23 protein-coding genes are annotated in these 24,099 nt (G+C 65.6%); 7 read left to right on the forward strand and 16 right to left on the reverse strand.

All coding sequences use genetic code 11. From position 1 onward, the window contains the following. Positions 1–5: 5 nt before the first annotated feature. The 6 genes from ACE10X_RS43050 to pcaF all read right to left on the reverse strand — a co-directional run bounded on the left by ACE10X_RS43050 (position 6) and on the right by pcaF (position 4,441). Positions 6–860: a shikimate dehydrogenase gene (locus ACE10X_RS43050; protein ID WP_038387629.1), complete on the reverse strand. Its 855-nt coding sequence runs from the start codon at positions 858–860 to the stop codon at positions 6–8. A 21-nt stretch (positions 861–881) separates the two neighbouring features. Continuing rightward, the gene (locus ACE10X_RS43055; RefSeq protein ID WP_038387630.1) at positions 882–1,346 is read right to left on the reverse strand and encodes an SRPBCC domain-containing protein; all 465 of its coding nucleotides are present in this window, start codon (positions 1,344–1,346) and stop codon (positions 882–884) included. An 11-nt stretch (positions 1,347–1,357) separates the two neighbouring features. Continuing rightward, positions 1,358–1,681 carry a helix-turn-helix transcriptional regulator gene (locus ACE10X_RS43060; RefSeq protein WP_028344906.1) on the reverse strand — a complete coding sequence of 108 codons (324 nt, stop codon included), beginning with the start codon at positions 1,679–1,681 and terminating at the stop codon, positions 1,358–1,360. Positions 1,682–1,822: 141 nt separating this feature from the next. After that, entirely contained in the window at positions 1,823–2,425 is a 603-nt protein-coding gene (gene pcaG, locus ACE10X_RS43065; protein ID WP_038387631.1) for a protocatechuate 3,4-dioxygenase subunit alpha, read from the reverse strand. Further along, the gene (gene pcaH, locus ACE10X_RS43070; RefSeq protein WP_038387650.1) at positions 2,426–3,127 is read right to left on the reverse strand and encodes a protocatechuate 3,4-dioxygenase subunit beta; all 702 of its coding nucleotides are present in this window, start codon (positions 3,125–3,127) and stop codon (positions 2,426–2,428) included. A gap of 105 nt (positions 3,128–3,232) precedes the next feature. After that, positions 3,233–4,441 carry a 3-oxoadipyl-CoA thiolase gene (pcaF, locus tag ACE10X_RS43075; protein WP_038387632.1) on the reverse strand — a complete coding sequence of 403 codons (1,209 nt, stop codon included), beginning with the start codon at positions 4,439–4,441 and terminating at the stop codon, positions 3,233–3,235. 214 nt (positions 4,442–4,655) lie between these two features. On the opposite strand from pcaF, the gene mutS reads away from it, so the two are divergent. Then, on the forward strand, positions 4,656–7,382 hold the full coding sequence (mutS, locus tag ACE10X_RS43080; protein WP_038387633.1) for a DNA mismatch repair protein MutS: 2,727 nt from the start codon (positions 4,656–4,658) through the stop codon (positions 7,380–7,382). A gap of 231 nt (positions 7,383–7,613) precedes the next feature. Here mutS and ACE10X_RS43085 read toward each other — a convergent pair whose 3' ends face one another. The 5 genes from ACE10X_RS43085 to ACE10X_RS43105 all read right to left on the reverse strand — a co-directional run bounded on the left by ACE10X_RS43085 (position 7,614) and on the right by ACE10X_RS43105 (position 11,821). After that, positions 7,614–8,420, reverse strand: coding sequence for a hypothetical protein (locus ACE10X_RS43085; RefSeq protein WP_038387634.1), 807 nt, complete (start codon positions 8,418–8,420; stop codon positions 7,614–7,616). A 129-nt stretch (positions 8,421–8,549) separates the two neighbouring features. After that, positions 8,550–9,059 (reverse strand): OsmC family protein, encoded by a 510-nt coding sequence (locus ACE10X_RS43090; protein ID WP_038387635.1) that lies wholly within the window; start codon positions 9,057–9,059, stop codon positions 8,550–8,552. 56 nt (positions 9,060–9,115) lie between these two features. Next, positions 9,116–9,901, reverse strand: coding sequence for an ABC transporter ATP-binding protein (locus ACE10X_RS43095; RefSeq protein WP_038387636.1), 786 nt, complete (start codon positions 9,899–9,901; stop codon positions 9,116–9,118). Beyond that, entirely contained in the window at positions 9,901–10,734 is an 834-nt protein-coding gene (locus ACE10X_RS43100) for an ABC transporter permease (RefSeq protein ID WP_375764658.1), read from the reverse strand. Before ACE10X_RS43100 ends, ACE10X_RS43095 begins: the two co-directional genes overlap by 1 nt. Before the next feature lie 112 nt (positions 10,735–10,846). Further along, complete coding sequence (locus tag ACE10X_RS43105; RefSeq protein ID WP_038387637.1) at positions 10,847–11,821, reverse strand: aliphatic sulfonate ABC transporter substrate-binding protein; 975 nt, start codon at positions 11,819–11,821, stop codon at positions 10,847–10,849. A 199-nt stretch (positions 11,822–12,020) separates the two neighbouring features. On the opposite strand from ACE10X_RS43105, the gene ACE10X_RS43110 reads away from it, so the two are divergent. Beyond that, positions 12,021–14,813, forward strand: a complete 2,793-nt coding sequence (locus tag ACE10X_RS43110) for a [protein-PII] uridylyltransferase (RefSeq protein ID WP_038387638.1) — start codon at positions 12,021–12,023, stop codon at positions 14,811–14,813. A gap of 244 nt (positions 14,814–15,057) precedes the next feature. Here the strand turns inward: ACE10X_RS43110 and ACE10X_RS43115 are convergent, their stop codons facing one another. The 3 genes from ACE10X_RS43115 to ACE10X_RS43125 all read right to left on the reverse strand — a co-directional run bounded on the left by ACE10X_RS43115 (position 15,058) and on the right by ACE10X_RS43125 (position 18,999). After that, on the reverse strand, positions 15,058–17,004 hold the full coding sequence (locus ACE10X_RS43115) for a glycosyltransferase (protein WP_375763850.1): 1,947 nt from the start codon (positions 17,002–17,004) through the stop codon (positions 15,058–15,060). Further along, positions 17,001–18,356, reverse strand: coding sequence for an HlyD family efflux transporter periplasmic adaptor subunit (locus ACE10X_RS43120; RefSeq protein WP_375763851.1), 1,356 nt, complete (start codon positions 18,354–18,356; stop codon positions 17,001–17,003). The genes ACE10X_RS43115 and ACE10X_RS43120 overlap by 4 nt, the downstream gene beginning before the upstream one ends. Positions 18,357–18,732: 376 nt before the next feature. Beyond that, entirely contained in the window at positions 18,733–18,999 is a 267-nt protein-coding gene (locus tag ACE10X_RS43125; protein WP_038387641.1) for a hypothetical protein, read from the reverse strand. Between the two features lie 354 nt (positions 19,000–19,353). Between ACE10X_RS43125 and ACE10X_RS43130 the strand changes: the two genes are divergently transcribed. The 3 genes from ACE10X_RS43130 to ACE10X_RS43140 all read left to right on the forward strand — a co-directional run bounded on the left by ACE10X_RS43130 (position 19,354) and on the right by ACE10X_RS43140 (position 22,264). Then, positions 19,354–21,120: a PAS domain S-box protein gene (locus tag ACE10X_RS43130; RefSeq protein ID WP_244435978.1), complete on the forward strand. Its 1,767-nt coding sequence runs from the start codon at positions 19,354–19,356 to the stop codon at positions 21,118–21,120. Continuing rightward, a complete protein-coding gene (locus ACE10X_RS43135; protein WP_038387642.1) occupies positions 21,114–21,788 on the forward strand; it encodes a response regulator transcription factor in 675 nt (224 codons plus the stop codon). Before ACE10X_RS43130 ends, ACE10X_RS43135 begins: the two co-directional genes overlap by 7 nt. Positions 21,789–21,913: 125 nt before the next feature. Then, complete coding sequence (locus ACE10X_RS43140; RefSeq protein ID WP_244435979.1) at positions 21,914–22,264, forward strand: response regulator transcription factor; 351 nt, start codon at positions 21,914–21,916, stop codon at positions 22,262–22,264. Positions 22,265–22,270: 6 nt separating this feature from the next. Here ACE10X_RS43140 and ACE10X_RS43145 read toward each other — a convergent pair whose 3' ends face one another. Further along, positions 22,271–22,447 (reverse strand): hypothetical protein, encoded by a 177-nt coding sequence (locus tag ACE10X_RS43145; RefSeq protein ID WP_157788127.1) that lies wholly within the window; start codon positions 22,445–22,447, stop codon positions 22,271–22,273. On the opposite strand from ACE10X_RS43145, the gene ACE10X_RS43150 reads away from it, so the two are divergent. Next, positions 22,446–22,610, forward strand: coding sequence for a hypothetical protein (locus ACE10X_RS43150; protein WP_157788128.1), 165 nt, complete (start codon positions 22,446–22,448; stop codon positions 22,608–22,610). The two genes, ACE10X_RS43145 and ACE10X_RS43150, sit on opposite strands and share 2 nt — an antisense overlap. A gap of 365 nt (positions 22,611–22,975) precedes the next feature. Here the strand turns inward: ACE10X_RS43150 and ACE10X_RS43155 are convergent, their stop codons facing one another. Continuing rightward, positions 22,976–23,500 (reverse strand): methylated-DNA--[protein]-cysteine S-methyltransferase, encoded by a 525-nt coding sequence (locus ACE10X_RS43155; RefSeq protein ID WP_193375444.1) that lies wholly within the window; start codon positions 23,498–23,500, stop codon positions 22,976–22,978. A gap of 206 nt (positions 23,501–23,706) precedes the next feature. On the opposite strand from ACE10X_RS43155, the gene ACE10X_RS43160 reads away from it, so the two are divergent. Continuing rightward, complete coding sequence (locus ACE10X_RS43160; RefSeq protein ID WP_080583543.1) at positions 23,707–24,006, forward strand: DUF1304 domain-containing protein; 300 nt, start codon at positions 23,707–23,709, stop codon at positions 24,004–24,006. The last annotated feature ends 93 nt before the right edge of the window (positions 24,007–24,099 follow it).

Below are 24,099 nucleotides of genomic sequence, written 5' to 3' on the forward strand. Positions count from 1 at the left end.
GCCCTTCAGGCGGGCGCAGAGTAGCGCGCGGCCATCACCGCGTCGAACGCATTTGCCATCACGGCGTGCGGCGGCGTCAGCCCCGTGAACAGCTCGAACGCATCGGCCGACGCATTGATCGCGAGGTCGCGTCCGGTCAGAACATCTGCGCCCCTTTCCTTCGCCATGGTCAGTAGCGGCGTCCAGAGCGGCGTGTAGACCGCATCGGCGACCCACATCGAGCGATGCAGCAGCGCATCCGGCACCGGCGTGTCGCGGCTCGGCAGCATGCCGACCGGCGTTGCATTGACGACGCCGGTCGCGCCGTCGACCGCGCCCTCGACGCTGGCGACACCACGGATCGCATGACGGCCGGCCAACTGGCCGGCCAGCCGCGCGACCTTCGCGGCATCGGCGTCGAAGATGCGGAGCTCACCAACGCCGAGGATGGCGAGCGCGAAGGCGATCGCCTTGCCGACGCCGCCGGCACCGATCAGCGCGATCGGGCCGCGCGGCGCTGATGCAAGCAGCGGCGCGATCGCACGCACAAAACCTGACGCGTCGGTGTTGTGCCCGACCAGCCGCGTGCCATCGGCGACGATGGTGTTGACCGCGCCGATCGCGCGCGCATCCGGCGCGAGGTCGTCGAGCAGCTCGACCACCGCCTCCTTGTAGGGAAAGGTGACATTGACGCCGGCAAAGCCGAGCCGCCGGATGCCTTCCACCATCGCACGCAGCTCGTCGCGACCGGCGCCCTTGACCTCGATGAGCTGGTAGTGACAGCGGACGCCGAGCGCTGCTGCGGCCGCTTCATGCATCGCGGGCGCCGCCGAATGCGCGATCGGATAGCCAATCAGACCCGTCAGGAAACGGTCGCGCATTGTCCCTCACGTCAGTCACGCTCAGCTCATGGCGTCGAGCCGAGCATAGCTGTCTTCCATGCCGTGCTCCATGCCGGTCGCAAGCATCGCCGCGCGCGTTTCGGCATCCGGCAGCGTCATCCGCATCGTCATCAGGGTGCCGTCGCCGTCGGGCGCGAAGCGCGTCTCGACGTGATTGTCCGGCGTCGGATCCGGCAGATGCATGCGCTCGACATGCACGATGCGGCTGAACGGTTCGAGCGCGAGATATTCGCCGGTCAGATGGAAGCCGCCGCCCTTGCCGTCGGTCCATTCGTAGCGGATCCTGCCGCCGGGCTTCGCCTCGCTGATGCAGACCGGCATGGTCCAGCCGTCGGGACCGAGCAGCCATTTCTGCAACAGCTCCGGCTTGGTATGCGCGCGATACACCGCCTCGGGCGGCGCGACGAAGCGCCTGGTCACGACGACATAGCGGTCGCCTTCGGTCTTCAGCGTCAACTTGCTCATGGGGATACCCTTCACTGCTCAGGCTTCATTGCGGCCAGCACACCGTCCAGCCGGTCGTAATTGGTTTCCAGCGCGCGGCGCAGCATGCCGAGCCATTGATCGATCTCGGCAACCGCTGACGGCGCGAGCCGGCACGGCCGCTTGGTGCCTTCGATGCGCCGCACGATCAGGCCGGCGCCCTCGAGCACCTTGAGATGGCGGGAAATCGCGGGCTGGGTCATGTCGAACGGCTCGACCAGCTCCATGACTGTCGCCTCGCCCAGCGCGAGGCGCGCCAGGATCGCCCGGCGGGTCGGGTCGGCGAGCGCGGAAAAGGCGGCGTCGAGATTGGCCATGCTTGATCTCGTCCTTTTATATAACAGATATGTTATATAACCGATGACGCATGGTCAAGCGAAATCCGCTGCGGCGAACGCGCACAGCGGATTTCGGTCGTCCCTTCAATGCTGGAATTGCGCGCCGCTCGCGGCGCGCAGCTAGACGTCGAAGAACACCGTCTCGTTGCCGCCCTGGAGATGGACGTCGAAGGTGTAGGTGTTGCCCGCGCCGGCCTTGCGTCTGGCGATCAGCGTCGGGCGGCGATCGGCCGGCACCAGCGCCAGCGTGGAATCGGCGGCGTTGCCGGCTTCGTCGTCGAAATAGATCCGGGTGTAGAGATGCAGCAGCATGCCGCGCGCGAACACCGCAAGCCCGATGTGCGGCGCCTGCGGCTTGCCGTCGGCATCCGGCACCACGCCCGGCTTGATGGTGTCGAAGGCGTAGGCGCCGCTCTTGTCGGTGCCGCAGCGGCCAAAGCCCTTGAACGAGGAGTTCGGCAACGCGCGCGCATCCTGCGGATCCGAGAAGCGGCCTTGCGCGTCGGCCTGCCAGATCTCCAGCATGCAGTCCGGGATCACGGCGCCGTCCCCGTCATAGACCTTGCCCTCGACGCGGATGCGCTCGCCGGACACATCTGATGTCAGCAGGTTGCTGGTAAAGGCGTCGTTCCATTCGTATTCGCCGTTCGGCGTCAGGCCATACTTGAAATAGGGGCCGACGGTCTGCGAGGGCGTAATTCCATCAGGACGCGGGTTCGACACTTACCTGGTCTCCATCGGCGTAGCGTTGCGGCCGCGCAGCACGATATCGAAGCGGTAGCACAGCGCCCATTCCGGCTTGGTGTTCTCGAGATCGAACGAGGAGACCATCCGCGCCCGCGCCTTCGCATCCGTCACCGAGTTGAAGATCGGGTCGAACGGGAACAGGGGATCGCCGGGGAAATACATCTGCGTGACGAGCCGCGAGACGAAGGAGTGCCCGAACACCGAGAAGTGGATATGCGCGGGCCGCCAGGCATTGTGGTGATTGCCCCAGGGATAGGCGCCGGGCTTGATGGTGATGAACTTGTAGTAGCCCTTGGCGTCGGATTGCGTCCGGCCGGCGCCGGTGAAGTTGGGATCGAGCGGCGCCGGGTGCTGATCGACGACATGGATGTAGCGGCCGCAGGCATTGGCCTGCCACAGCTCGACCAGCGTGTTGGGCACGCCGCGACCATCCTCGTCCAGCACATAACCATGCACGATGATGCGTTCGCCGAGCGGCTCGCCCTTGGCCTGGATGGTGAGATCGTTGTCGTGCGCGCGCACGGTCTCATGACCGTAGACCGGGCCGGTCAGTTCCGAGAGCGTGTGCCGCATCGGGATCAGCGGCTTCTGCGGCGACCGCTTCACGGTGGAGCGATAGTCCGGCGACAGCCGCGCCGGATGGGCCGCAAGCGATTGCAGCGGGTACAACAAGGTCATGGCGAATTCCTCCGCGGCCCACGCGCCCGGTGAGCTCACGTCAGATCATTATAATGCATAACCAAATTGGGGAAGGGCTGTTTTAAGCCCTTCCAAGCCACTGACTCAATTCAGCTTTTCGATCGCGACCGCAACGCCTTGGCCGACCCCGACGCACATAGTTGCCAAGGCAAGCTTCCCGCCCCGCTTCTCCATGCCGTGCACGGCGGTCAAGACCAGCCGCGCGCCGCTCATGCCGAGCGGGTGGCCGAGCGCGATCGCGCCGCCATGCGGATTGACGAAATCGGCGTCTTCCTTGACGCCGAGCTGGCGCAGGCAGGCGATGCCCTGCGAGGCGAAGGCCTCGTTGAGCTCGATCAGGTCGAAGTCCGACACCTTGATGCCGAGACGCTCGACCAGCTTCTTGGTCGCCGGCACCGGACCGATGCCCATGATGCGCGGCGGCACCGCGGCCGACGCGAGGCCGAGGATTTTTGCGCGCGGCGTGAGGCCGTGCTTCTTCACAGCTAGCTCGGAAGCGAGGATCATCGCGGCGGCGCCGTCATTGACGCCGGACGCGTTGCCGGCGGTCACCGTGCCCGGATTGCGCACGATCGGCTTCAGCTTGGCGAGACCTTCCAGCGTGGTCTCCGGACGCGGATGTTCGTCCTTGTCGACGGTGATCGGGCCGGCCTTGCCACCCGGGACCTGGATCGGCACGATCTCCTCGGCGAAGTAGCCCGACGCGATCGCCGCGCCCGCGCGCTGCTGCGAGCGGATCGCCATCGCGTCCTGATCGGCGCGCGACACCTGGAATTCCTCGGCGACGTTCTCGCCGGTCTCCGGCATCGCATCGACGCCGTACTGCGCCTTCATCAGCGGATTGATGAAGCGCCAGCCGATCGTGGTGTCGTAGATCTCGGACGAGCGCGAGAAGGCTTCCGCGGCCTTGCCCATCACGAACGGCGCACGCGTCATCGACTCGACGCCGCCCGCAATCGCGAAATCGATCTCGCCGGCGCGGATGGCGCGGCCCGCGGCGCCGACTGCGTCGAGGCCCGAGGCGCAGAGCCGGTTCAGGGTCTGGCCGGGAACCGACTCCGGCATGCCGGCGAGCAACAGCGCCATGCGCGCGACGTTGCGGTTGTCTTCGCCGGCCTGGTTGGCGCAGCCGAAATACACCTCGTCGACCTCGTTCCAATTGAGCGTCGGGTGCTTGGCCATCAGCGCCTTGATCGGGGCCGCGGCGAGATCGTCGGCGCGCACCTTGGCGAGCGAGCCGCCGAAACGGCCGATCGGGGTCCGGACGGCATCGCAAATGAACACATCACGCATTGAATCTCTCCCTAAATGCCGCGACTTAGGCGCTGGATCGGCTGGAACTTGAGATCGGTTTTAGGAGCGTGCCCGCGACAGGTCAATTGACGTGGCTGCGCGGCCTGCACGCATTACCGTGATGCCTCGTCATATTTCGGGCCGTGGAGAAGGTGGAAAACCCCGACGCCGCGGATAGGACCGCGCGACGAAATTTTGTAGTTTCCCGGCCCTCATGACCATTCAGCAGCCCATCCCCGTTCCGCCCGAAGCCACTGCCGCCGAGGCGCCCTCGCGCGTCACGCCGATGATGGAACAGTATCTGGAGATCAAGGCCGCCCATCCCGGCCTGCTGCTGTTCTACCGGATGGGCGATTTCTACGAGCTGTTCTTCGAGGATGCGGAGATCGCCTCCAGGGCGCTCGGCATCGTGCTGACCAAGCGCGGCAAGCATCAGGGCATGGACATCCCGATGTGCGGCGTGCCGGTCGAACGTTCCGAGGATTACCTGCATCGCCTGATCGGCGCCGGACATCGTGTTGCGGTGTGCGAGCAGACGGAAAATCCCGCGGAGGCCAAAGCCCGCGGCAACAAGAGCGTGGTCCGCCGCGGCGTGGTGCGGCTGGTGACGCCGGGCACGCTGACCGAAGACACGCTGCTCGACGCCCGCACCAACAACTACCTGATCGCGATCGCGCGCGCCCGCGGCTCGGCCGGCGCCAACCGGCTCGGGCTCGCCTGGATCGACATCTCGACCTCCGAATTCATGGTGACGGAGTGCGCCACCGCGGAGCTCGCGGCGACGCTGGCGCGCATCAATCCGAACGAGGCCATCGTCACCGATGCGCTCTACAGCGACAGCGAGCTGGCGCCGACCTTGCGCGAGCTGCCGTCGGTGACGCCCCTGACCCGCGACGTGTTCGACAGCGCCACCGCCGAGCGGCGGCTGTGCGACTATTTCGCGGTCGCGACCATGGACGGCCTGTCGGCGATGTCGCGGCTGGAAGCGACCGCCGCCGCCGCCGCGGTCACCTATATCGACCGCACCCAGGTCGGCAAGCGTCCACCGCTTTCGCCGCCGGCGCGCGAGGCCGCCGGCACCACGATGGCGATCGATCCGGCGACCCGCGCCAATCTCGAACTGACGCGCACGCTGTCCGGCGAACGCCGTGGCTCGCTGCTCGATGCGATCGACTGCACCGTCACCGCGGCGGGCTCGCGCCTCTTGGCGCAGCGCCTTGCCGCGCCGCTGACCGATGTCGCCGTGATCGCGCGACGGCTCGATGCTGTCTCGGCCTTCGTCGCGGATTCCGCGGCGCGCGAGGACATCAGGACCGTGCTGCGCGCGGCGCCCGACATGTCGCGCGCGCTGGCGCGGCTCTCGGTTGGCCGCGGCGGCCCGCGCGATCTCGCGAGCCTGCGCGACGGCATCCTCGCCGCCGACCAGGCGCTGGAGCTGCTGGCGCAGCTGTCCAATCCGCCGGCCGAGGTCTCCACCGTGATGGCGGCCCTGCAGCGTCCCTCGCGCGATCTGGCGCAGGAATTTTCTCGCGCGCTCTCCGAGCAGCTTCCGCTGATCAAGCGCGATGGCGGCTTCGTCCGCGAGGGCTATGAGGCCGCGCTCGACGAAAGCCGCAATTTGCGCGACGCCTCGCGCCTCGTCGTCGCCGCGATGCAGGCGCGCTATGCCGAGGACACCGGCATCAAGACGCTGAAGATCCGGCACAACAATGTGCTGGGCTACTTCGTCGAGGTCACCGCGCAGCACGGCGACAAGCTGTTCGCGCCGCCGCTGAATGCGACCTTCATCCACCGCCAGACGCTGGCCGGGCAGGTCCGCTTCACCACGTCGGAACTCGGCGAGACCGAGGCCAAGATCGCCAATGCCGGCGAGCGCGCGCTCAATCTCGAACTCGAGATCTTCGAACGCTTGAGCGCGATGGCGCTCGCGGCGAGCGACGATCTGCGCAATGCCGCACATGCCTTTGCGATGCTCGACGTTGCGACGTCATTGGCCAAACTTGCGATCGACGACAATTACGTGCGGCCCGACGTCGACGGCTCGCTCGGCTTTGCGATCGAGGGCGGACGGCATCCGGTGGTCGAGCAGGCACTGAAGCGCGATGGCCAGCCGTTCATTGCCAATGCCTGCGACCTGTCGCCGGCGCCCGCACAAAAATCCGGCCAGCTCTGGCTGATCACCGGTCCGAACATGGCGGGTAAGTCGACCTTCCTGCGCCAGAACGCGCTGATCGCGCTCTTGGCGCAGATCGGCTCTTATGTGCCGGCGTCGCGGGCACGGCTCGGCATCGTCGACCGGCTGTTCTCGCGCGTCGGCGCCGCCGACGACCTGGCGCGGGGGCGCTCGACCTTCATGGTCGAGATGGTTGAGACCGCGGTGATCCTGAACCAGGCGAGCGAGCGGTCGCTGGTGATCCTCGACGAGATCGGCCGCGGCACGGCGACCTTCGACGGGTTGTCGATCGCCTGGGCCGCGATCGAGCATCTGCATGAGAGCAACCGCTGCCGCACGCTGTTCGCGACGCATTATCACGAGCTGACGGCGCTCTCGGCCAAGCTGCGGCGGATGTTCAACGCCACGGTGCGGGTCAAGGAGTGGCAGGGCGACGTCGTGTTCCTGCACGAGGTGCTGCCCGGCTCCGCCGACCGCTCCTACGGCATCCAGGTCGCAAAACTCGCCGGCCTGCCGCCGGCCGTGATCACCCGCGCCAAATCGGTGCTGGCAAAGCTTGAAGCCCAGGACCGCGGCCAGACCGCGCGCGCCTTGGTCGACGATCTGCCGCTGTTCGCCGTCCCCTCCCGCGCCGCCAGTGAGGACAAGCCGCCGAGCGAAGCCGATCTGCTGGTCGAGGCGGTGAAGGCGCTGCACCCCGACGAGATGTCGCCGCGCGAGGCGCTGGACGCGCTGTATACGCTAAGGGCGAAGCTGCCGAAGCAATAGATCCGTAGCCCGGATGCAGCGAAGCGAAATCCGGGGACGCGCTCTCCGTCGCACGACCGCCCCGGATTGCGGAGAGCCCGTCATCGGGCGCGCGTTCGCGCGACCCGTTGGCTTCATCCAGGCTACGCAGTACCGAAGGGATACACGCTGCCGTAGGATGGGTAGAGCGCAGCGAAACCCATCAATTGTTGTATGCCGAAGCATGATGGGTTTCGCTGCGCTCTACCCATGCTACGCTTTCTGCGCTGGCTGCTTCCTCCGTCCGATCCGCCACAGCGCCAGATTCCAGACGATGCAGGTGGCGAGCGCGCAGCAGAGGCCGATTGGCGAGCCGAATTGCAGCACCGCGACGTGCAGCACCGCTACCCCGAGGCCAAAGCCCATCAGGCCCCAGGCGCTGTTGGCGAGCACGGCGGCGGTTGCGGGGCCGCCGATGCGCGGATGCAGGATCAGCATCATCGAGGAGAATACGATCGGAAACAGCGCCATCACGCCGGTGACGCGCGGGCCGACCCAGCCTGACGCCGTGACCACGGTGCCGACCAGGCTTGCGACCAGCGCGGCGCGCAGCGGAATGTCGTACCAGCGCCGCGCGATCAACGGCATTTTCGCGACGTGCCGATAGGGCCGGAGCAGCGGGATGCAGATCGCGAAGGTGATGGCATTGACGATCAGCCCGGCGGCGAGCGACCACTCGAACTGGCGGATGATGGTGGCGAGCACCAGCCACACCGCGATCGCGCTGCCCGCGCTGATCCACATGCTGAAGCGCTGCGCCAGCACGGCGTAGGTCAGACCCATATAGATCGTGGCGGCGTTGACCGGCAGGCTCGCCAGCGCGCCCTCGGCGATGAAGGCGGCGTCATGGTCGAGCGCGAGGAAGGTGTAGGACGGCCCGGCCGAGATCGGCAGGGTTGCGATCAGCGCGCCGATCACCGGTCCCGAACGCTCCGTGATGATGGACGCACTGACCACGAATGCGGCCGCAACCGCCATGCGCAGCACGAGAATCAGGACGAAGTGGAGTTCGGGGGACATTCTGCGTCATCCCGGCGAAGGCCGGGATCCATGACCACGACTGTTCGTGTGGAGTGAAAGCCGTCGAACAGCGCGGCTTGAATCGAGAAGACACGGCGTATGGGCCCCGGCTTTCGCCGGGGCGACGCGCTAAACCCGCTGCATCGTCACCGACACCTTCGGGCCATTCTTGATGGTCTGATAGACCACGCAATAGCGCTCGGTGAGTTTCAGCAAGAGGTCGAGCTTGTCCTGCGGCGCGTCGGTGCCGATCTCGAAGCGCAGGCGGATCTCGCGGAAGCCGACCGGGGTCTCCTTGTCGACGCCGAGCGTGCCGCGGAAATCGAGATCGCCTTCGGCGAAGACGTTGCCGACCTTCAGCGGCACCTCGACGGCGGTCGCAACCGATTTCAGCGTGACGCCGGCACAGGCGACCAGCGCTTCCAGCAGCATGTCGCCGGAGCAAAGCTCGAGCCCGGAGCCGCCTGTAGCGGGGTGGAGGCCGGCGATCGCGAGCGCACGGCCGGTCTCGACCTTGCAGGCGATGCTCTCATTGTCGATCGAGCCCTTGGCCTTCAGCGTGATCACGGCGGCCTGGGGGTCGGTCTTGTAGCGCTCCTTGATCGGAGCCTGCATTGCGCGGAGTTCGGCGGAGTCCATGGGTCTGCTCCCGGCTATTCTTCTTTATGCCGATGTAAGGCCTTAACGAGCGGATGTCACCACCACATCGCCTCGCCGGCGCTCGATTTGTCCGCGACGTCCCGCACCGAACGGTCGAGCGAGCGGTCGAGCGCGGTCAGCACGCGGCGCTTGAAGGTGTCGAACAGCTCCGATTTGCGGTCACGCGGCCGCGCCAAATTGATGGTGATCTCCTCGAACAGCCGGCCCGGCCGCGGCCGCATCACCAGCACGCGGTCGGCCAGCACCACGGCCTCGTCGACGTCGTGGGTGACCAGGATCAGGGTCGGCCGCGTGTCGGCCCACAGATCGAGCAGATGATCCTGCAGATCGCGCCGCGTGAAGGCATCGAGCGCCGAGAACGGCTCGTCGAGCAGCAGCACTTCGGGCTGCGGCACCAGCGCGCGGGCGATCGCGACCCGCTGCGCCTGGCCGCCCGACAGTTCGCGCGGCCAGGCCGCGGCCTCGTCGGCAAGGCCGACGCGGGCGAGCGCCGCCGCGACGCGCGCGCGCCTCGCCTCGGCCGGAAGGTCGGCGAGGCCGAAGCCGATATTGTCGGCGACGCTGAGCCAGGGCAGCAGCCGCGGCTCCTGGAAGATGATCCCGATCTTGGCGTGCGGCGAGGTGATCACCGCATTGTCGAGCGTCACGCTGCCCGTGCTGGCACGATCGAGGCCGGCGATGGCGCGCAGCAGCGTCGACTTGCCGCAACCGGAGCCGCCGATGATCGCGATGATCTCGCCGGGCGCAATCTCGGCCGAGAAGCGCTCCAGCGCGTGGACGCCGTTCGGATAGGTCTTGCCGACTTCCTTCAGCGCCAGCATCACTGCCCTCCCCGCGCGCCGAACGCGTCCTGCCAGCGCAGCAGCGGCGCGGCCGCAACCTCGATCAGCCAGTCGGTGGTCTTGCCGAGGATCGCGAAGATCACGATCGCGGCGAGGATCTGCGCCGGCTTGCCGAGCTGCTGGCCATCGAGCAGAAGGTAGCCGAGGCCTTCGGAGGCGCCGATCAGTTCGGCCGCGACCACGAACATCCACCCCAAACCAAGCCCGACCCGCAGCGCCACCACATAGGCCGGCAGCACGGCGGGCAACAGGATGCGGCGGATCATGGCGGGTCCGGACAGGCGGAACACGCGGCCGACCTCGACCACCTTGCGATCGACCGAGAGGATCGCGCCCATCACGCCGAGGTAGATCGGAAAGAACACGCCGACCGCGATCAGCGCGACCTTCGAGGTCTCGAAAATGCCGAGCCAGAGCACGAACAACGGGACCCAGGCGAGCGAGGGGATCGCGCGCAAGGCCTGCACCGTCGGGTCAAGCAGCCGCTTGGCGAAATCCCAGTAGCCGGAGATCGCACCCATGATGGTGCCGGCGACAACGCCGAGCGCAAAGCCCGCGCCGACGCGCCACAGCGTCGCGAGGATATGGCGCGACAGCTCGCCGCTCTTGGCGAGCTCCACGATGGTTTCGAACACCTTCGACGGCGGCGGCACCAGGCGGCCATTGGAGTAGCCGAGAGAGACAATGAGTTCCCAGCCCAGCGCGAGCGCAACCGGCAGCACGAGCCCGAGCACCGGGCGCGCATGGCGCGACCACCGCGCCGGCGCACTGGGCGGGGCCGTCTGTTCCAGCGCGGGCAGGTCAACGGTCATGGCCATAGCAAGAACTATTCTTCCGGCGGGATTGCAAGGTGGCGCCCGCCCAACTCCATCCACGTCGTCCCGGCTTTCGCCGGGACGACGGTGGTTAGTTTGACGGCGGTGGTTAGTTGGTCGGAAGCGGGACCTGGTCGTCGATCAGCGCATCCACCGCCGCCTTCACGTCGGTCTTGGCGTCGATCACGCTGGCCTGCTGCAAGGCGAGGCCGGCGGCGAGGATCGATTCGCGCTGGGCGCTACCGATCCGGCTGTGGGTCAGCTCGGTGCGCTCCTTGAGCTGCTTGTCGACCACGGCATCCGGCAGCTTGGTCACCGCGATGAACGTCTTCTTCAGCTCGTCATAGTTGGCCAGCGAATATTTCCGCGCTTCCTCGTAAGTCGCGAGCACGCGGCGGACGATATCCGGATGAGCTTTCAGGAACTCCTCGCGCACATTGAGGATGCCCCAGGTGTTGGCTTCAGCCTTGCGGTAGAACAGCTTTGCGCCGTCCTCGACCTCCGCCTGCGCCATCATCGGATCGAGGCCGGCCCAGGCGTCGACATCGCCGCGGATCAGCGCGGTCTTGCCGTCGGCGTGCTGCAGCAGCACCGGCGTGATGTCCTTTTCGGTGAGGCCGGCGCCGAGCAGCGCGCGAACCAGGAAGATGTGCGGGTCGGTGCCACGCGTCACCGCGACACGCTTGCCCTTGAGGTCGGCGACGGAAGCGATCTTGGAGTCCCTGGTCGTGACCAGTGCGGTCCATTCGGGACGCGAATAGACATAGATCGACTTGATCGGGTTGCCGTTGATCTTCGCGACCAGCGCGGCCGAGCCCGCGGTCGAGCCGAGATCGATCGAACCGGCGTTGAGGAATTCGAGCGCCTTGTTGGAGCCGGCCGACTGCACCCAGACGATGTTGATGCCGTCCTTGGCGAACTCCTTCTCGAGGAGGCCCTTCTGCTTCAGGACCATCGACACCGGGTTGTAGGTCGCCCAGTCGATCCGGATCTCCTTCAGCGCGTCGGCGGCACGCGCCGCGCCGGGCAGCAAGGTCGAGATCGCGAGCAGCACTGCGAACGTGCGCCGGGAAAATTTTTGCATTCGTCGACCCCCCTCGATCAGATTATAAAACAATCTTTTATTTCAATGAGTTAGCCTTGCGGTCAACGAGAAAATCTCTACCCTTTACGAGATGGCGCGAGAACGATCTTGCTCAAAGCGTCGTGGAGAGAGCATGGAGCCGCTGTCCTTATACTTTGGTCAGTGACAGCAACAGCTCTGTCCGATATCGGATGAACCTATGGACAGCGTCGTAGCCGAGGCCCGCCCTGAAGCGGATGATCGTTTCGAGACCGTTCGGATCACCGCGGCGGTCAATGCACTTGCCGAACAGCACGCCGGCCGCGAGGACCAGTTCCGCGCCGCGATGGCGCAGCTGCTCAAGGCCGAGCTGATCGCGGCACGCGCCACGGCGCAGGCGCTGCTGCTGAAGGACCGTCACGGCCGCCGCTGCGCCGAACGGCTCTGCTTCGTGCAGGACGAGATCATCCGCATCCTCTACGCGGCGGCGACCCGTCATCTCTACCACTCGCCGATCCCATCGGGCGCCGAACGCATGGCCGTGGTGGCGACCGGCGGCTATGGCCGCGGGCTGATGGCGCCGGAGTCCGACATCGATCTGTTGTTCATCCTGCCCTACAAGCAGACCGCCTGGGGCGAACAGGTTGCCGAAGCCATTCTCTATTGCCTCTGGGACATGGGGTTGAAGGTCGGCCACGCCACGCGCTCGGTCGATGAATCGATCCGTCAGGCGCGCGGCGACATGACGATCCGCACCGCGATCCTGGAGACCAGGTTCCTGACCGGCGACCAGCCGCTTTATGACGAGCTGGTCGAGCGCTTCGACAAGGAAGTGGTGCAGGGCACCGCGTCGGAATTCGTCACCGCCAAGCTCGCCGAGCGCGAGGAGCGGCATCGCCGCGCCGGCCAGTCGCGCTATCTGGTCGAGCCGAACGTCAAGGACGGCAAGGGCGGCCTGCGCGACCTGCATACGCTGTTCTGGATCGCCAAATACGTCTACCGCGTGCGCGAGACCGACGAACTGCTGGAACGCGGCGTGTTCGACGCGCAGGAATACCGCACCTTCCGCCGCTGCGCCGACTTCCTGTGGTCGGTGCGCTGCAATCTGCACTTCTTCGCCGGACGCGCCGAGGAACGGCTGTCATTCGACATGCAGCGCGAGATCGCGGTCCGCCTCGGCTACACCTCGCATCCCGGCATGCAGGACGTCGAGCGCTTCATGAAGCACTACTTCCTGATCGCCAAGGACGTCGGCGATCTCACCGCGATCCTGTGCGCCAAGCTCGAGGAAGAGCACAACAAGCCGGCGCCGGTGCTGAGCCGGATGGTGGCGCGGCTGCGCCCCGGCACCAAGCGGCGGCGGGTTAACGGCAGCGACGACTTTATCGTCGACAACAACCGCATCAATCTCGCCGCGCCCGATGTGTTCAAGCACGATCCGGTCAATCTGATCCGGATCTTCCGCCTCGCCCAGCAGAACAACCTCGCGTTCCACCCCGATGCGATGCGCACGGTGACGCGCTCGCTCAAGCTGATCAACACCCAGCTGCGCGAGAACGACGAAGCCAACCGCCTGTTCATGGAGATCCTGACCTCCGACAACGCGGAGATCGTGCTGCGGCGGATGAACGAGACCGGCGTGCTCGGCCACTTCATCCGCGCCTTCGGCAAGATCGTGTCGATGATGCAGTTCAACATGTACCACCACTACACGGTGGACGAGCATCTGCTCCGCTGCATCGGCTTCCTGCAGGACATCGAGCGCGGCGGCAACGAGGAGTTCACGGTCGCCAGCGACCTGTTCCGCAAGATCCGCCCCGAGCACCGCCCGGTGATCTATATCGCGACCCTGCTGCACGACATCGCCAAGGGCCGGCCGGAAGACCACTCGATCGCCGGCGCCAAGGTGGCGCGGCGGCTGTGCCCGCGGCTCGGCTTCTCGGCGGCCGACACCGAGCTGGTGGCGTGGCTGATCGAGGAGCATTTGACGATGTCGACGGTGGCGCAATCGCGTGACCTGTCCGACCGCAAGACCATCGAGAATTTCGCTGCCGTGGTGCAGTCGGTCGAGCAGATGAAGCTGCTGACGATCCTGACCACGGCCGACATCCGCGGTGTCGGCCCGGGCGTGTGGAACGGCTGGAAGGCGCAGCTGTTGCGAACGCTGTATTACGAGACCGAGCCGGTGCTGACCGGCGGCTTCTCCGAGGTCAACCGCGCCCAGCGCATCGCGGTGGCGCAAGCCGAATTCCGCCGCGCCTTCACCGAATGGCCGGAGGCCGAGCTCAACGCCTATATCGGCCGGCATTATCCGGCCTACTGGCTCAAGGTCGAGCTGCCGCGCAAGATCCGCCAGGCGCGCTTCATCCGCGCCAGCGAGCAGGCCGGCCACAAGCTCGCGATCAATGTCGGCTTCGACGAGGTCCGCGCCGTCACCGAGCTGACGATCCTGGCGACCGACCATCCCTGGCTGTTGTCGATCATCGCCGGCGCCTGCGCCTCTGCCGGCGCCAACATCGTCGACGCCCAGATCTACACCACGACCGACGGCCGCGCGCTCGACACCATCTCGATCTCGCGCGAATACGACCGCGACGAGGATGAGGGCCGCCGCGCGACGCGGATTGGCGAGATGATCGAGCACGTGCTGGAAGGCAAGCTGCGGCTGCCCGAGGCGGTGGCGAAGCGGGCGGTGCGCAGCAAGGCGCGGCCGTTCATCGTCGAGCCCGAAGTCACCATCAACAACCAGTGGTCCGACCGCTACACCGTGATCGAGGTCTCCGGGCTCGACCGGCCCGGCCTGCTCTACCAGCTCACCACCGCGATCTCGAAGCTCAACCTCAACATCGCCTCGGCGCATGTCGCGACCTTCGGCGAACGCGCCCGCGACGTGTTCTATGTCACCGACCTGCTCGGCGCCCAGATCACCGCGCCGACCCGGCAGGCCGCAATCAAGAGCGCGCTGCTGCATCTGCTGGCGAGCGAGGACCAGGCGGCGAAGCCGGCGGCGTAGATCAAGGCGTAGGGGCGAGCGTGCAAGACCCGTCATCCTGAGGAGGCCGCGCAGCGGCCGTCTCGAAGGATCAACGGCCACGTTCTTTCCGCAAGAGAGTGGGAGTACGCCGAAGCGACCGGGCCGTCGATCCTTCGAGATGCGCGTTCCGCGCTCCTCCAGCGACAAAGGCGAAGCCTTTGCGCGGGGATGACGGGATCGAAAGCCGTTCCCACCGAAGGAGCGAAGCCCCGATCCTGGCGGATCAACCGAACAACCGCATTAGCAGGGCCTTGCCGACCGGCGCCGCACGCACGCCTTGGAAGGCGCGGACATATTCGCCGGCATAGAATGCGCGCACGACATTGACCCGCGTCGCCACCGCGTCCTCGAAGCGGACGCCGAAGCCGTCGCGGGTGCGCCGGACCACGGTCGCGGCCACGTTCTGTCCGTAGACATTGCATTTGATCAGGGAACCGATAGCGGGCGGGACGGGATCGATGAAGCGCGCGCCCGAGATCGAGATGTCGGCCATCCGGATCAAGCGCATCTCGCTGTCCTGATGGATCAGGATCGGCTCGTCGCGTTCGAACCGCTCGGCCTTGCGGCGCCTCGGCTGCTCGATGCAGATGAAGCACACGATCGCGAGCACGACGCAATTGTACAGGCTCCATGCCAGCGCCAGCCCGCCATAGGCAATGCTGTCGCCGCGCAGATGCAGGATGAAGGCATAGGCGATCGCCAGCAGCGTGATCAGCAGGGCGGCGCCATAGAGCCGCAGCAGCGGCCATTCGATGAAGCGGCGATTGCGGTCACCGCCCTTGGCCGTCACCTTGAACTTGTGGCCCTGCGGCTTGACGAGGCCGGTCACGACCGCCTTCAACACCGCGGGCGCCGCGATGTATTGCGACACGTCGGTCATGATCGCGAGCGAGCGGCCGCGTGAGATCCAGGCCATCGTGAAGGCGTGCCAGACATAGAACGGCAAGAAGTATTTCAGCAGCTCGAACAGGTCGGCATGGACCGCCTTGATCCCGAACAGCAGATAAAGCCACGGCACGACCAGGCCGAAAACCTTGGTGCTGTAGACCGCCGCCCAGCTCATGAAGGCGTCGACCAGCGACAGCCGGTCCATGAAGGCAAGCTTCGATTGCCGCGAGAACGGCCCGCTGCGGCCCCGGAAGATCTGCATGAAACCGAGACACCAGCGCCCGCGCTGCGTGATGTATTCCTTCAGTCCCTCCGGCGCGAGGCCGATGGTCAGGCGCTCGTTCAGATAGACCGTGCGCAATCCCTTCTCCTTCAGGCGCAGCGTGACGAGGTAATCCTCCGTCACCGAATCGGTCGGGAAGCCGCCGATCTGCATCAGGCCGAAGAAGCGGATCAGCGATGAGGTGCCGCAGCAGAACGCCGTGTCCCAGGCATCCTTGGCCGGCATCAGGATATCGAAGAAGAAGCGCTGCTCGTCGGGCCACACATCGGTCGCCGCGAGATTGGTCTGGATCGGATCCGGGTTGATGAAATGCTGCGGCGTCTGCACGACGCCGACGCTGCCGTCCTGCATCAGGCTCATCGCCCGGGTCAGGAAGTCCGGCATCGGGACAAAATCCGCATCGAGGATCGAGATGAACTCCGGCCGCTCAGCCAGCCCGGAAACGTGCTGGAGCGCATGATTGATGTTGCCGGCCTTGGCGTGGCGGTTGTCCGGGCGGGCCAGATAGTTGCAGCCGAGCTCCTGGGCGAGCCGGCGCAGCCAGAGCCGGCGCCCGTCGTCGAGCACCCAAACGCGGTAGTTCGGATAGTTCAGCCCGGTCGCGCCGATGATGGTGCGCTCCAGGATCGCCTTCTCCTCATTGTAGGTGCAGATGAAGACGTCCACGAGCGGCGCAGCCGCGCTCGCTCTGGATCGACGCAGGATCGCATTGACCTCGGGTGAGCGGTCGATGGTCCGGCTGAGGAACAGCAGCGACAGGCACACGGCGATCATCGAGGCCGCCTCGGCCGCAACGAAGGGATAGCCGACCAGCGCGTCGGCGGTGAGGCCCGGAGGCGGCAAGGTGTGGGTCACCCGCCACGCGAAATAGTGGACCAGCAGGACGAACGACATGCCGGTCATCATGACGCGGGCCAGGGTCTGCTCGCGGTGGAGCAGGGGCAGGATTGCAAGACAGGCGCCGAAGGCGACCAGCCCGGGCGCAAATGCCGCCATCATGACTTTGCCGCGTCCGCGTTGAACACCACACGCCCGGTGCGGCCGACCGCGCAATCCTTGCCCGTGGTGTCGAGCGCCGGCATCGAGACCGTCACCCGATAGGGTTCCTTGTTCAGCGCATCCGGATTGATCGCAAGGTTCGCGGGCGCGCCCGACGCGCCGGTGAGATTGACGATCTCGCCCTGGAGCGCGGCGCTGCCGTCATTCGGCTCGAAGCTCGCCTGCTCGCCGAGCTTCAGCCCGTTGTAGACGTTCTCGGTGACGTTCGCCGTGACCACCGCGCCGCTGCAATCGAGCAGCTTGAGCAAGGGCTGCCCGGCCCTGACGTCCTCGCCGGGCGAGGTCATCATCTCCCAGATGCGGCCGCCGACCGGAGCCTTGATGTCGGCTTCGGCCCGGTTGACGTAGTGCAGCTGCTCGGCGGCGATCTCGTGGGTCAGCCAGTCGATCTCGGCATCGGCATGCGCCAGATCGGCGCGCAGGTCGCTGACGCGCTGGCGCATCTCCTCCTCGCGCTGCACGGAGCTCGGCCGGTCATTGTAGCTGTCGCCGAGATAGGTGCCGTTCCTTGCCGCGGTGAGCTCGACCTTGGCGGCGTCGAGGCGCCGTCGAGCGCCGATTTCGGTCTGCTGCGAGATCGCCTGCTCGCGCGTCAGGCGGGCCATTTCGACCGTCGACACGCTGCCCGACTTGATCAGCGACGACGCCCGCTCGACGGCGGCCACGGCCTCCTCCCGCCGTGCGGCGGCGGCCTCGATCGCGGTCTGAATTTCGGCGATCCGGGCCTCGAGCTGGAGGATGCGGCCGTCGCGGAACTGGCCGGCCTGGCGGGCAAGATCCTGTTGCGCCGTCTCGGCGGCCGCAAGCTTGGCGGCCAGACTCGGGCGCTCATTTTCCAACCGGGACATTTGCCGCCGGAGATCATCGAGCCGCGCGCGATCGCCGCGCGCGTTGACGACGTGAAGGATCGCATCGCCCTCGCGAACCACGCTGAGCTGCGTGGATTTCTGCGGCTCCGCGCTCACGGTGCCGTCGATCGGTGACCGCAAGGTCACGATCCTGGCATTGACCACAGCCTCCACGCTCGAGGTCTGCAACACGGCCCTGAGCGGCAGCCATCCGAAGACGGCGACGATGGCAAGGCCAATGCCGACCTTGAGCAGGCGGCGAACCATCCGGCCTGAGCCTGCAGGCGCTTCGGGATGGGGAGCGCCATCGCTGATCGGCTCCTCATGCTCCGGCTGCAGCCGTTCCTGCAGATCGCGCTGCAATCCCCGTGCGCCCTCGGACTCACCCTTGGTGACGGAATTGTTGTCTTCGGGAAACGGCTTGTGCTGCTGTGCCTGATTCATGATAACCGGCCCCTGATCTGTCAGTGCGCGAACCAACGCACAGCTCTGCAGAGCGATGCCGTTGCCGGACAGATCCAATAATCAGGTGCTTCAAAAGCGGCTAAAGCGAAGGGGGCATCTTTCGAAAAAATTGCTGCAATTTGCCGCGGTCGGGACCCTGGCGCGGGAGCCGGGCGTCGACGGGTCGTTCCCGGTACGCCATTGCGCAGCTGAGGGCGCCTGCAGGACCGAGCCCGGAATCCATCAGGCCGGGGCTAGGCGGGAATGGATTCCGGGCTCTCACGGAGGCTGTGATCGGACCCGTCTTGCGCGACCCAGGCGTGAGCAGCCAGCGCTTCGGTCCCGGCAGCCTGCCGGACTTCGAATTCAGGGTCGGCTACCACCCTGAATCCGGCACGTCGAATTGCGGCTGCAGCGCCGCCAGGCTCGCTCCCAGCAAGGCCAGATAGCTGGCCTGACAGACCACCACGCCCAGATCGAATGCGTCCAGCAGATCGATCCACGGGCTGTCGGCCAGCGTGCTTGCTGTTTGCTTGCCACCATCGATAACGGAAGGCTGGAAGCTGCGATCGCGTCTCCGAGGCCTTGCCTCGTGGTCGACGTCGTCGGAGCAAACGATCAGATGCAGGCGCGCGCTGGGCATTTCAATCTCCGTCTCTGATTGGCGATTGCTGAACCCCGGAAATCTCTACCGTCATCGAGTTACCCAATAAGCGTAGTCACCGGGATGGAACGGGCCATTGAACGGAGGTTGATCGGACCGTTACATTCGGTGGGGACGACTCATACTTGAGTTTAGGTCGCAACCTGGACCTGAGCGCGCTCGACGGCTTCGCTTTCTGCGCGATCTCACGGATGTGGACCGCCAAAAAGGCCAGCGTGATCCCGTCCGGGCGGCAAGAAAGCTGCTAATATACAGTCTGTTGGGAGGGCGACGTTGTCGCCGCTGATGGTAGCAGTCACCTAGCGACGCAGCGCGGCCCATGATGATGGCCAAGTGCCGGTGCTGCCGATGATCCGCGACCCGACCACGAAGTCCTGGTCAGCCGAGCAATGGCTGCTCGGCGGCATGGTGCTGGCCTTGGCGGCAACCTGCATCGGGCTGTTGCTTGGTCCACAGCCGGCCGCTTCCGCCCATCTGATTGCCCTGGCGCTGCTCGTCGCGTCGCTGACCGCCGCATTGCTGATGATCCGCCTGGTTGGCCGTTCGCAAAGGCGGATGGAAGCCATGTTGCGCGGCCGGGCCAGCGGCGAGGAGCGCGCGATGGAGGCGCTGCGCAATAGCGAAGCGCAATGGAAGGAGGTATTTGAACACAACCCGGTCATGTACTTCATGGTCGACGCAACGGGCCTCGTGCTGTCGGTCAACACGTTCGGCGCGGCACAACTCGGCTACACCGTCGACGAGCTGCTTGGACAATCGGTGCTGCGGGTCTTTGCCGCCGAAGACCGGGATATGGTCCAGCGCAACGTCGCGGCATGCCTCGACAACATCGGCCAGACCCACAATTGGGAAATCCGGAAGGTCCGCAAGGACGGATCACGGCTTTGGGTTCGCGAAAACGCCAAGGCCGTGCGGCGGCTGGGCGATCAGCTGATCGTGCTGATCGCATGCGAGGATATTACCGAGCGCAAGCACGCCGAAAATGCGCTGCAGCAAAGTGAAATGTACCTGACCGAAGCCCAGCGATTGAGCCACACCGGCAGCTTCGGCTGGCACGTCGCCAGCGGCGAGATCATCTGGTCCGAAGAGACGTTCAGGATCTTCGAATTCGACAGGGCTCCTTCCATCACGCATGCCACGGTGCTGCAGCGCGTCCATCCGGATGATCGCGCCCGCGTGCAACGGACCATCGACCGCGCTTCGCTCGACGGCAAGGACTTCGAGCACGGCTATCGATTGCTGATGCCCAATGGGGCGATCAAGTTTGTTCACGCCAGGGCGCATGCGGTGACGAACCTTTCGGGCAACACCGAATTTGTCGGCGCGGTCACCGACGTGACCGCCCGCAAGCGAGCCGAGGCGGAATTGCACGAAGCGCAGACCAACCTCGCGCACGTCACGCGCGTGACGGCGCTCGGCGAGCTCGCCGCATCGATCGCCCATGAAGTGAACCAGCCGCTCGCCGCCGTGGTCACCAATGCCGCGGCATGCCTGCGGTGGCTCAACCGGGCGGCCCCCGATCTGAACGAAGCCCGCGGCGCGGTCAGGTCGATCATCAGCGACGGCAACCGCGCGGGCGAGGTCATCCAGCGCGTCCGCGCGATGGTGAACAAGACGACCGATCAGAAGGCGCCGCTCGACATCAATGACGTCATCAACCAGGTGATCGGCCTGGTGCAGCATGAACTGCAGAGCCATCTCGTATCCTTGCAGCTCGACCTCGCTCCCGCGCTCCCGTCTGTCGTCGCCGACCGTATCCAGCTGCAGCAAGTCATCCTCAACCTGGTCCTCAACGGCATCGAGGCCATGCAGCCGGTCACGGACAGGCCGCGGGAACTCGTGATCCGGACGCGCCATGACGAGGCCGGGCAGATCGTGGTCACGGTCACCGACTGTGGTGTCGGGATCGCCGCCGAGAATGCCGAACGGCTGTTCGACGCCTTCTACACCACCAAGGCCAGCGGCATGGGAATGGGATTGTCGATCTGCCGATCGATCGTCGAGGCCCACCGAGGCCGCCTATGCGTGGCCGCAAACATCGGCCCCGGTACGACGTTCCAGTTCACCTTGCCACTGCGCGAAGAGGATCATGCATGGTGACCGGGCGCGCGACATCGCCTTCGGGTCTGGCAAGCGCCGAGGACCCCATCGTCTTCGTCGTCGACGACGACGCGTCCGTGCGCGACGCACTGAGCAATCTGTTCCGGTCCGTCGGCTTGCGGACCGCAGCGTTCGGCTCGGCGCATGAATTTCTGCAGCGCAAGCCCCCGGATGTCCCGAGCTGCCTGATCCTCGACATCAGGTTGCCGCGGGTGAGCGGGCTGGACTTTCAGGCGGAGCTGGCGAAGGTCGGCATCCACATTCCGATCATCTTCATGACCGGCCACGGCGATATCCCGATGACGGTCAGGGCCATGAAGGCCGGCGCGGTCGACTTCCTGACCAAGCCGTTTCGCGACCAGGACATGCTGGATGCCGTCACGACAGCGATCGAGCGCGACCGGAATCGTCGCGATGAGGCCAAGGTTCTCGCAAACCTGCGCGCCGCCTTCGCGACCCTGACGCCGCGGGAACGCCAGATCATGAGCCTCGTCACCGCGGGGCTCATGAACAAGCAGGTCGCCGCAGAAATCGGCGTAGCCGAGATCACGGTCAAGATCCATCGCGGGCACATCATGCGGAAGATGGCGGCGAAATCGTTGCCCGACCTGGTCAGGATGGCACAGATGCTCGGCATCGGGCAGGCATCCGGCGGGGCGCAAACCTAAGTATGATTCTCCGGCCCCGATTGGCGACGCACTGTGGTCGGCACAAGATCGCACCACCAGGGGCCCCTCCGGGCCGGGAAAACTCCTTGCCAAATCCGCCAGTGATATCAATCATCGACGATGACATGTCGGTTCGCACCGCGACCGACAACCTCGTCAGGTCGCTGGGCTACGCGGTCGAGACCTACGCGTCGGCCGAGGAATTTCTGCACTCGCCTCGCCTGAACGACACATCCTGCGTGATCGCGGATGTCAGGATGCCGGCCATGAGCGGGCTCGACCTGCAGAGCCACCTGATTGCCAGCGGACGCCGCTTTCCGTTCATTTTCGTCACGGCGTTCTCCGTCGAAAGCGATCGAATCCGGGCGCTGAAGGCTGGAGCGATCTGCTTTCTGAGCAAGCCCTGCGACGGGGACGTCCTGATCAAATGCCTCGATACCGCCCTCGCGCAGCACAGCACAGCGCCGGGTGCGTGAGTTGAATCAGCCATCACCGCGCCGGCTATACGCAAGGATGATGCCACAAAACATCTGGACAAGTTGCGCATGGATGGCGGCGGCGCGAGAGTTCGCATCGTCGTCCTTCGGGAAGATCGACGGCGAGGACAGCACCAGACATTTTGATTGGCAGATGGCAATTCCTCGGAGGGAGGTCGCCATGCGTGCGGAACCGCGCTGCGCCCAGTGTGACAGCGAAGAGCCCAAGATCATCTGTTTGCGAAATCCGGCGGGTGAACGCTATTGCGGACGCCTGTGCCTTTACAAAGGTCAGGAGAATTTCATCCGCTGGTTCACGCGTTCGAATGCGGAGGCGGTGTCATGACAGCCCGTTGCGGAAACCCGGGATGCAAACGGCCTTTCGGGCTGATCCGACATAGCTGGTATTTTGAGCAGTTTTGCTCGACGAAGTGCCGCGACGTCCACAAGCGGCAGCTGGAGCGCAACAAGGCCTATTGGAAGTGGCTATATCCCTTCCCCAGAACCGGCGCCCCATCGAAAAGCCGATCTGACGGCGAGTGCCAACAGCGCCTGAGGGAAGCTCCATGACGACGGTCGATGCGATGCTGGCAGGAGCGATCCTCGCGTGGGTGCCCTCGTTCGTTGTCTTCCTCTATATCGTGCGCGATCTGCGCAACATGCCCCGCGAAGATCTCGATTGATTACCGCACCGGCGGCTGAAGTGGTCCGCTATACCTCCACGCCCTCGTGACGCAGCAGCCAGCGCTTGCGCTCCAGCCCGCCGCCATATTTGACCAGCGAGCCGTTGGCGCCGATCAGGCGGTGGCAGGGCACGACGACGCTGATCGGGTTGGAGCCGTTGGCATGGCCGACCGCGCGCATCGCGTTCGGCGCGTTCAGTTTCGCCGCCAGCGCGCCGTAGCTCATGGTGGTGCCCGGCGCAATCTTCGGCAGCGCGTGCCAGACCTTCTGCTGGAACGGCGTGCCGGCGACGCGCCATTCGACATCGGTAAGCCGATTGAGATCGCCCTTGAAATAATCGCCGAGCGCCTTGCGCATCGCAGCCGGCGCGCGGCCGTCCCGCAGCGTCACGGCGCCATAATGCAGCCGCAGCAGGTCGAGCATGCGCCCTTCATAGTCGTCCCAGTCGAGCGCGCGCAGCACGCCATCATCATCGGTGACTAGCAGCGCCGTGCCGATCGGGGTCTTGAGACGGTCGAGGTTGAAGGTCTGCGCTGTCTTGCGGTCAGCCATTGTCATATCTCGGGCAAGCGGATCGGTCGGCATACAATTCACCGCCCGCATGCTAGCGTCCACCCGAATTCCGGCGAGCGCGTTTTTGAGCGAAGTGGGCACCGGTTCGCGTGAAGAAAACGCGTCAAAACAGGAATCTTGAACTTCGGTTCTGATTCAATCAGAACCGAAGCTCTGGGGGGACCGCAATATGCTGTTGCTTGCCAATGTTCTGGTCGCGGTGGACCAGGCCGCTCGGGCTGAAGACCTTCCGCAACTCGATCGAGAAGGCAACGGATACTGCGGTGCTCGCCGCCAATCAGGGGCTCTATAACGGCTTCCTCGCCGCCGGACTGATCTGGGGCCTGGTGCACGGCAACGCCGGCTTCGCGTTCCAGATCAAGACATTCTTCCTGCTCTGCGTGATCGTCGCCGGCGTCTATGGCGCCGCCACTGTCAGCCGCCGCATTCTTTATGTGCAGGCAGCTCCGGCTGCGCTCGCGCTGATCCTGCTCTGGCTTGCTTAAAGCGCGGGCGCGCTTTTGTTTTTCCTGAGCATGATCCGCTCGGGAAAGCCGCATCACACTTTTGGATCATGCTCAAACGCGACATCGCGCGCA

This window comes from Bradyrhizobium sp. Pha-3, from assembly GCF_042258325.1.
In the GTDB taxonomy this organism is placed as follows: Bacteria; Pseudomonadota; Alphaproteobacteria; order Rhizobiales; family Xanthobacteraceae; genus Bradyrhizobium; species Bradyrhizobium elkanii.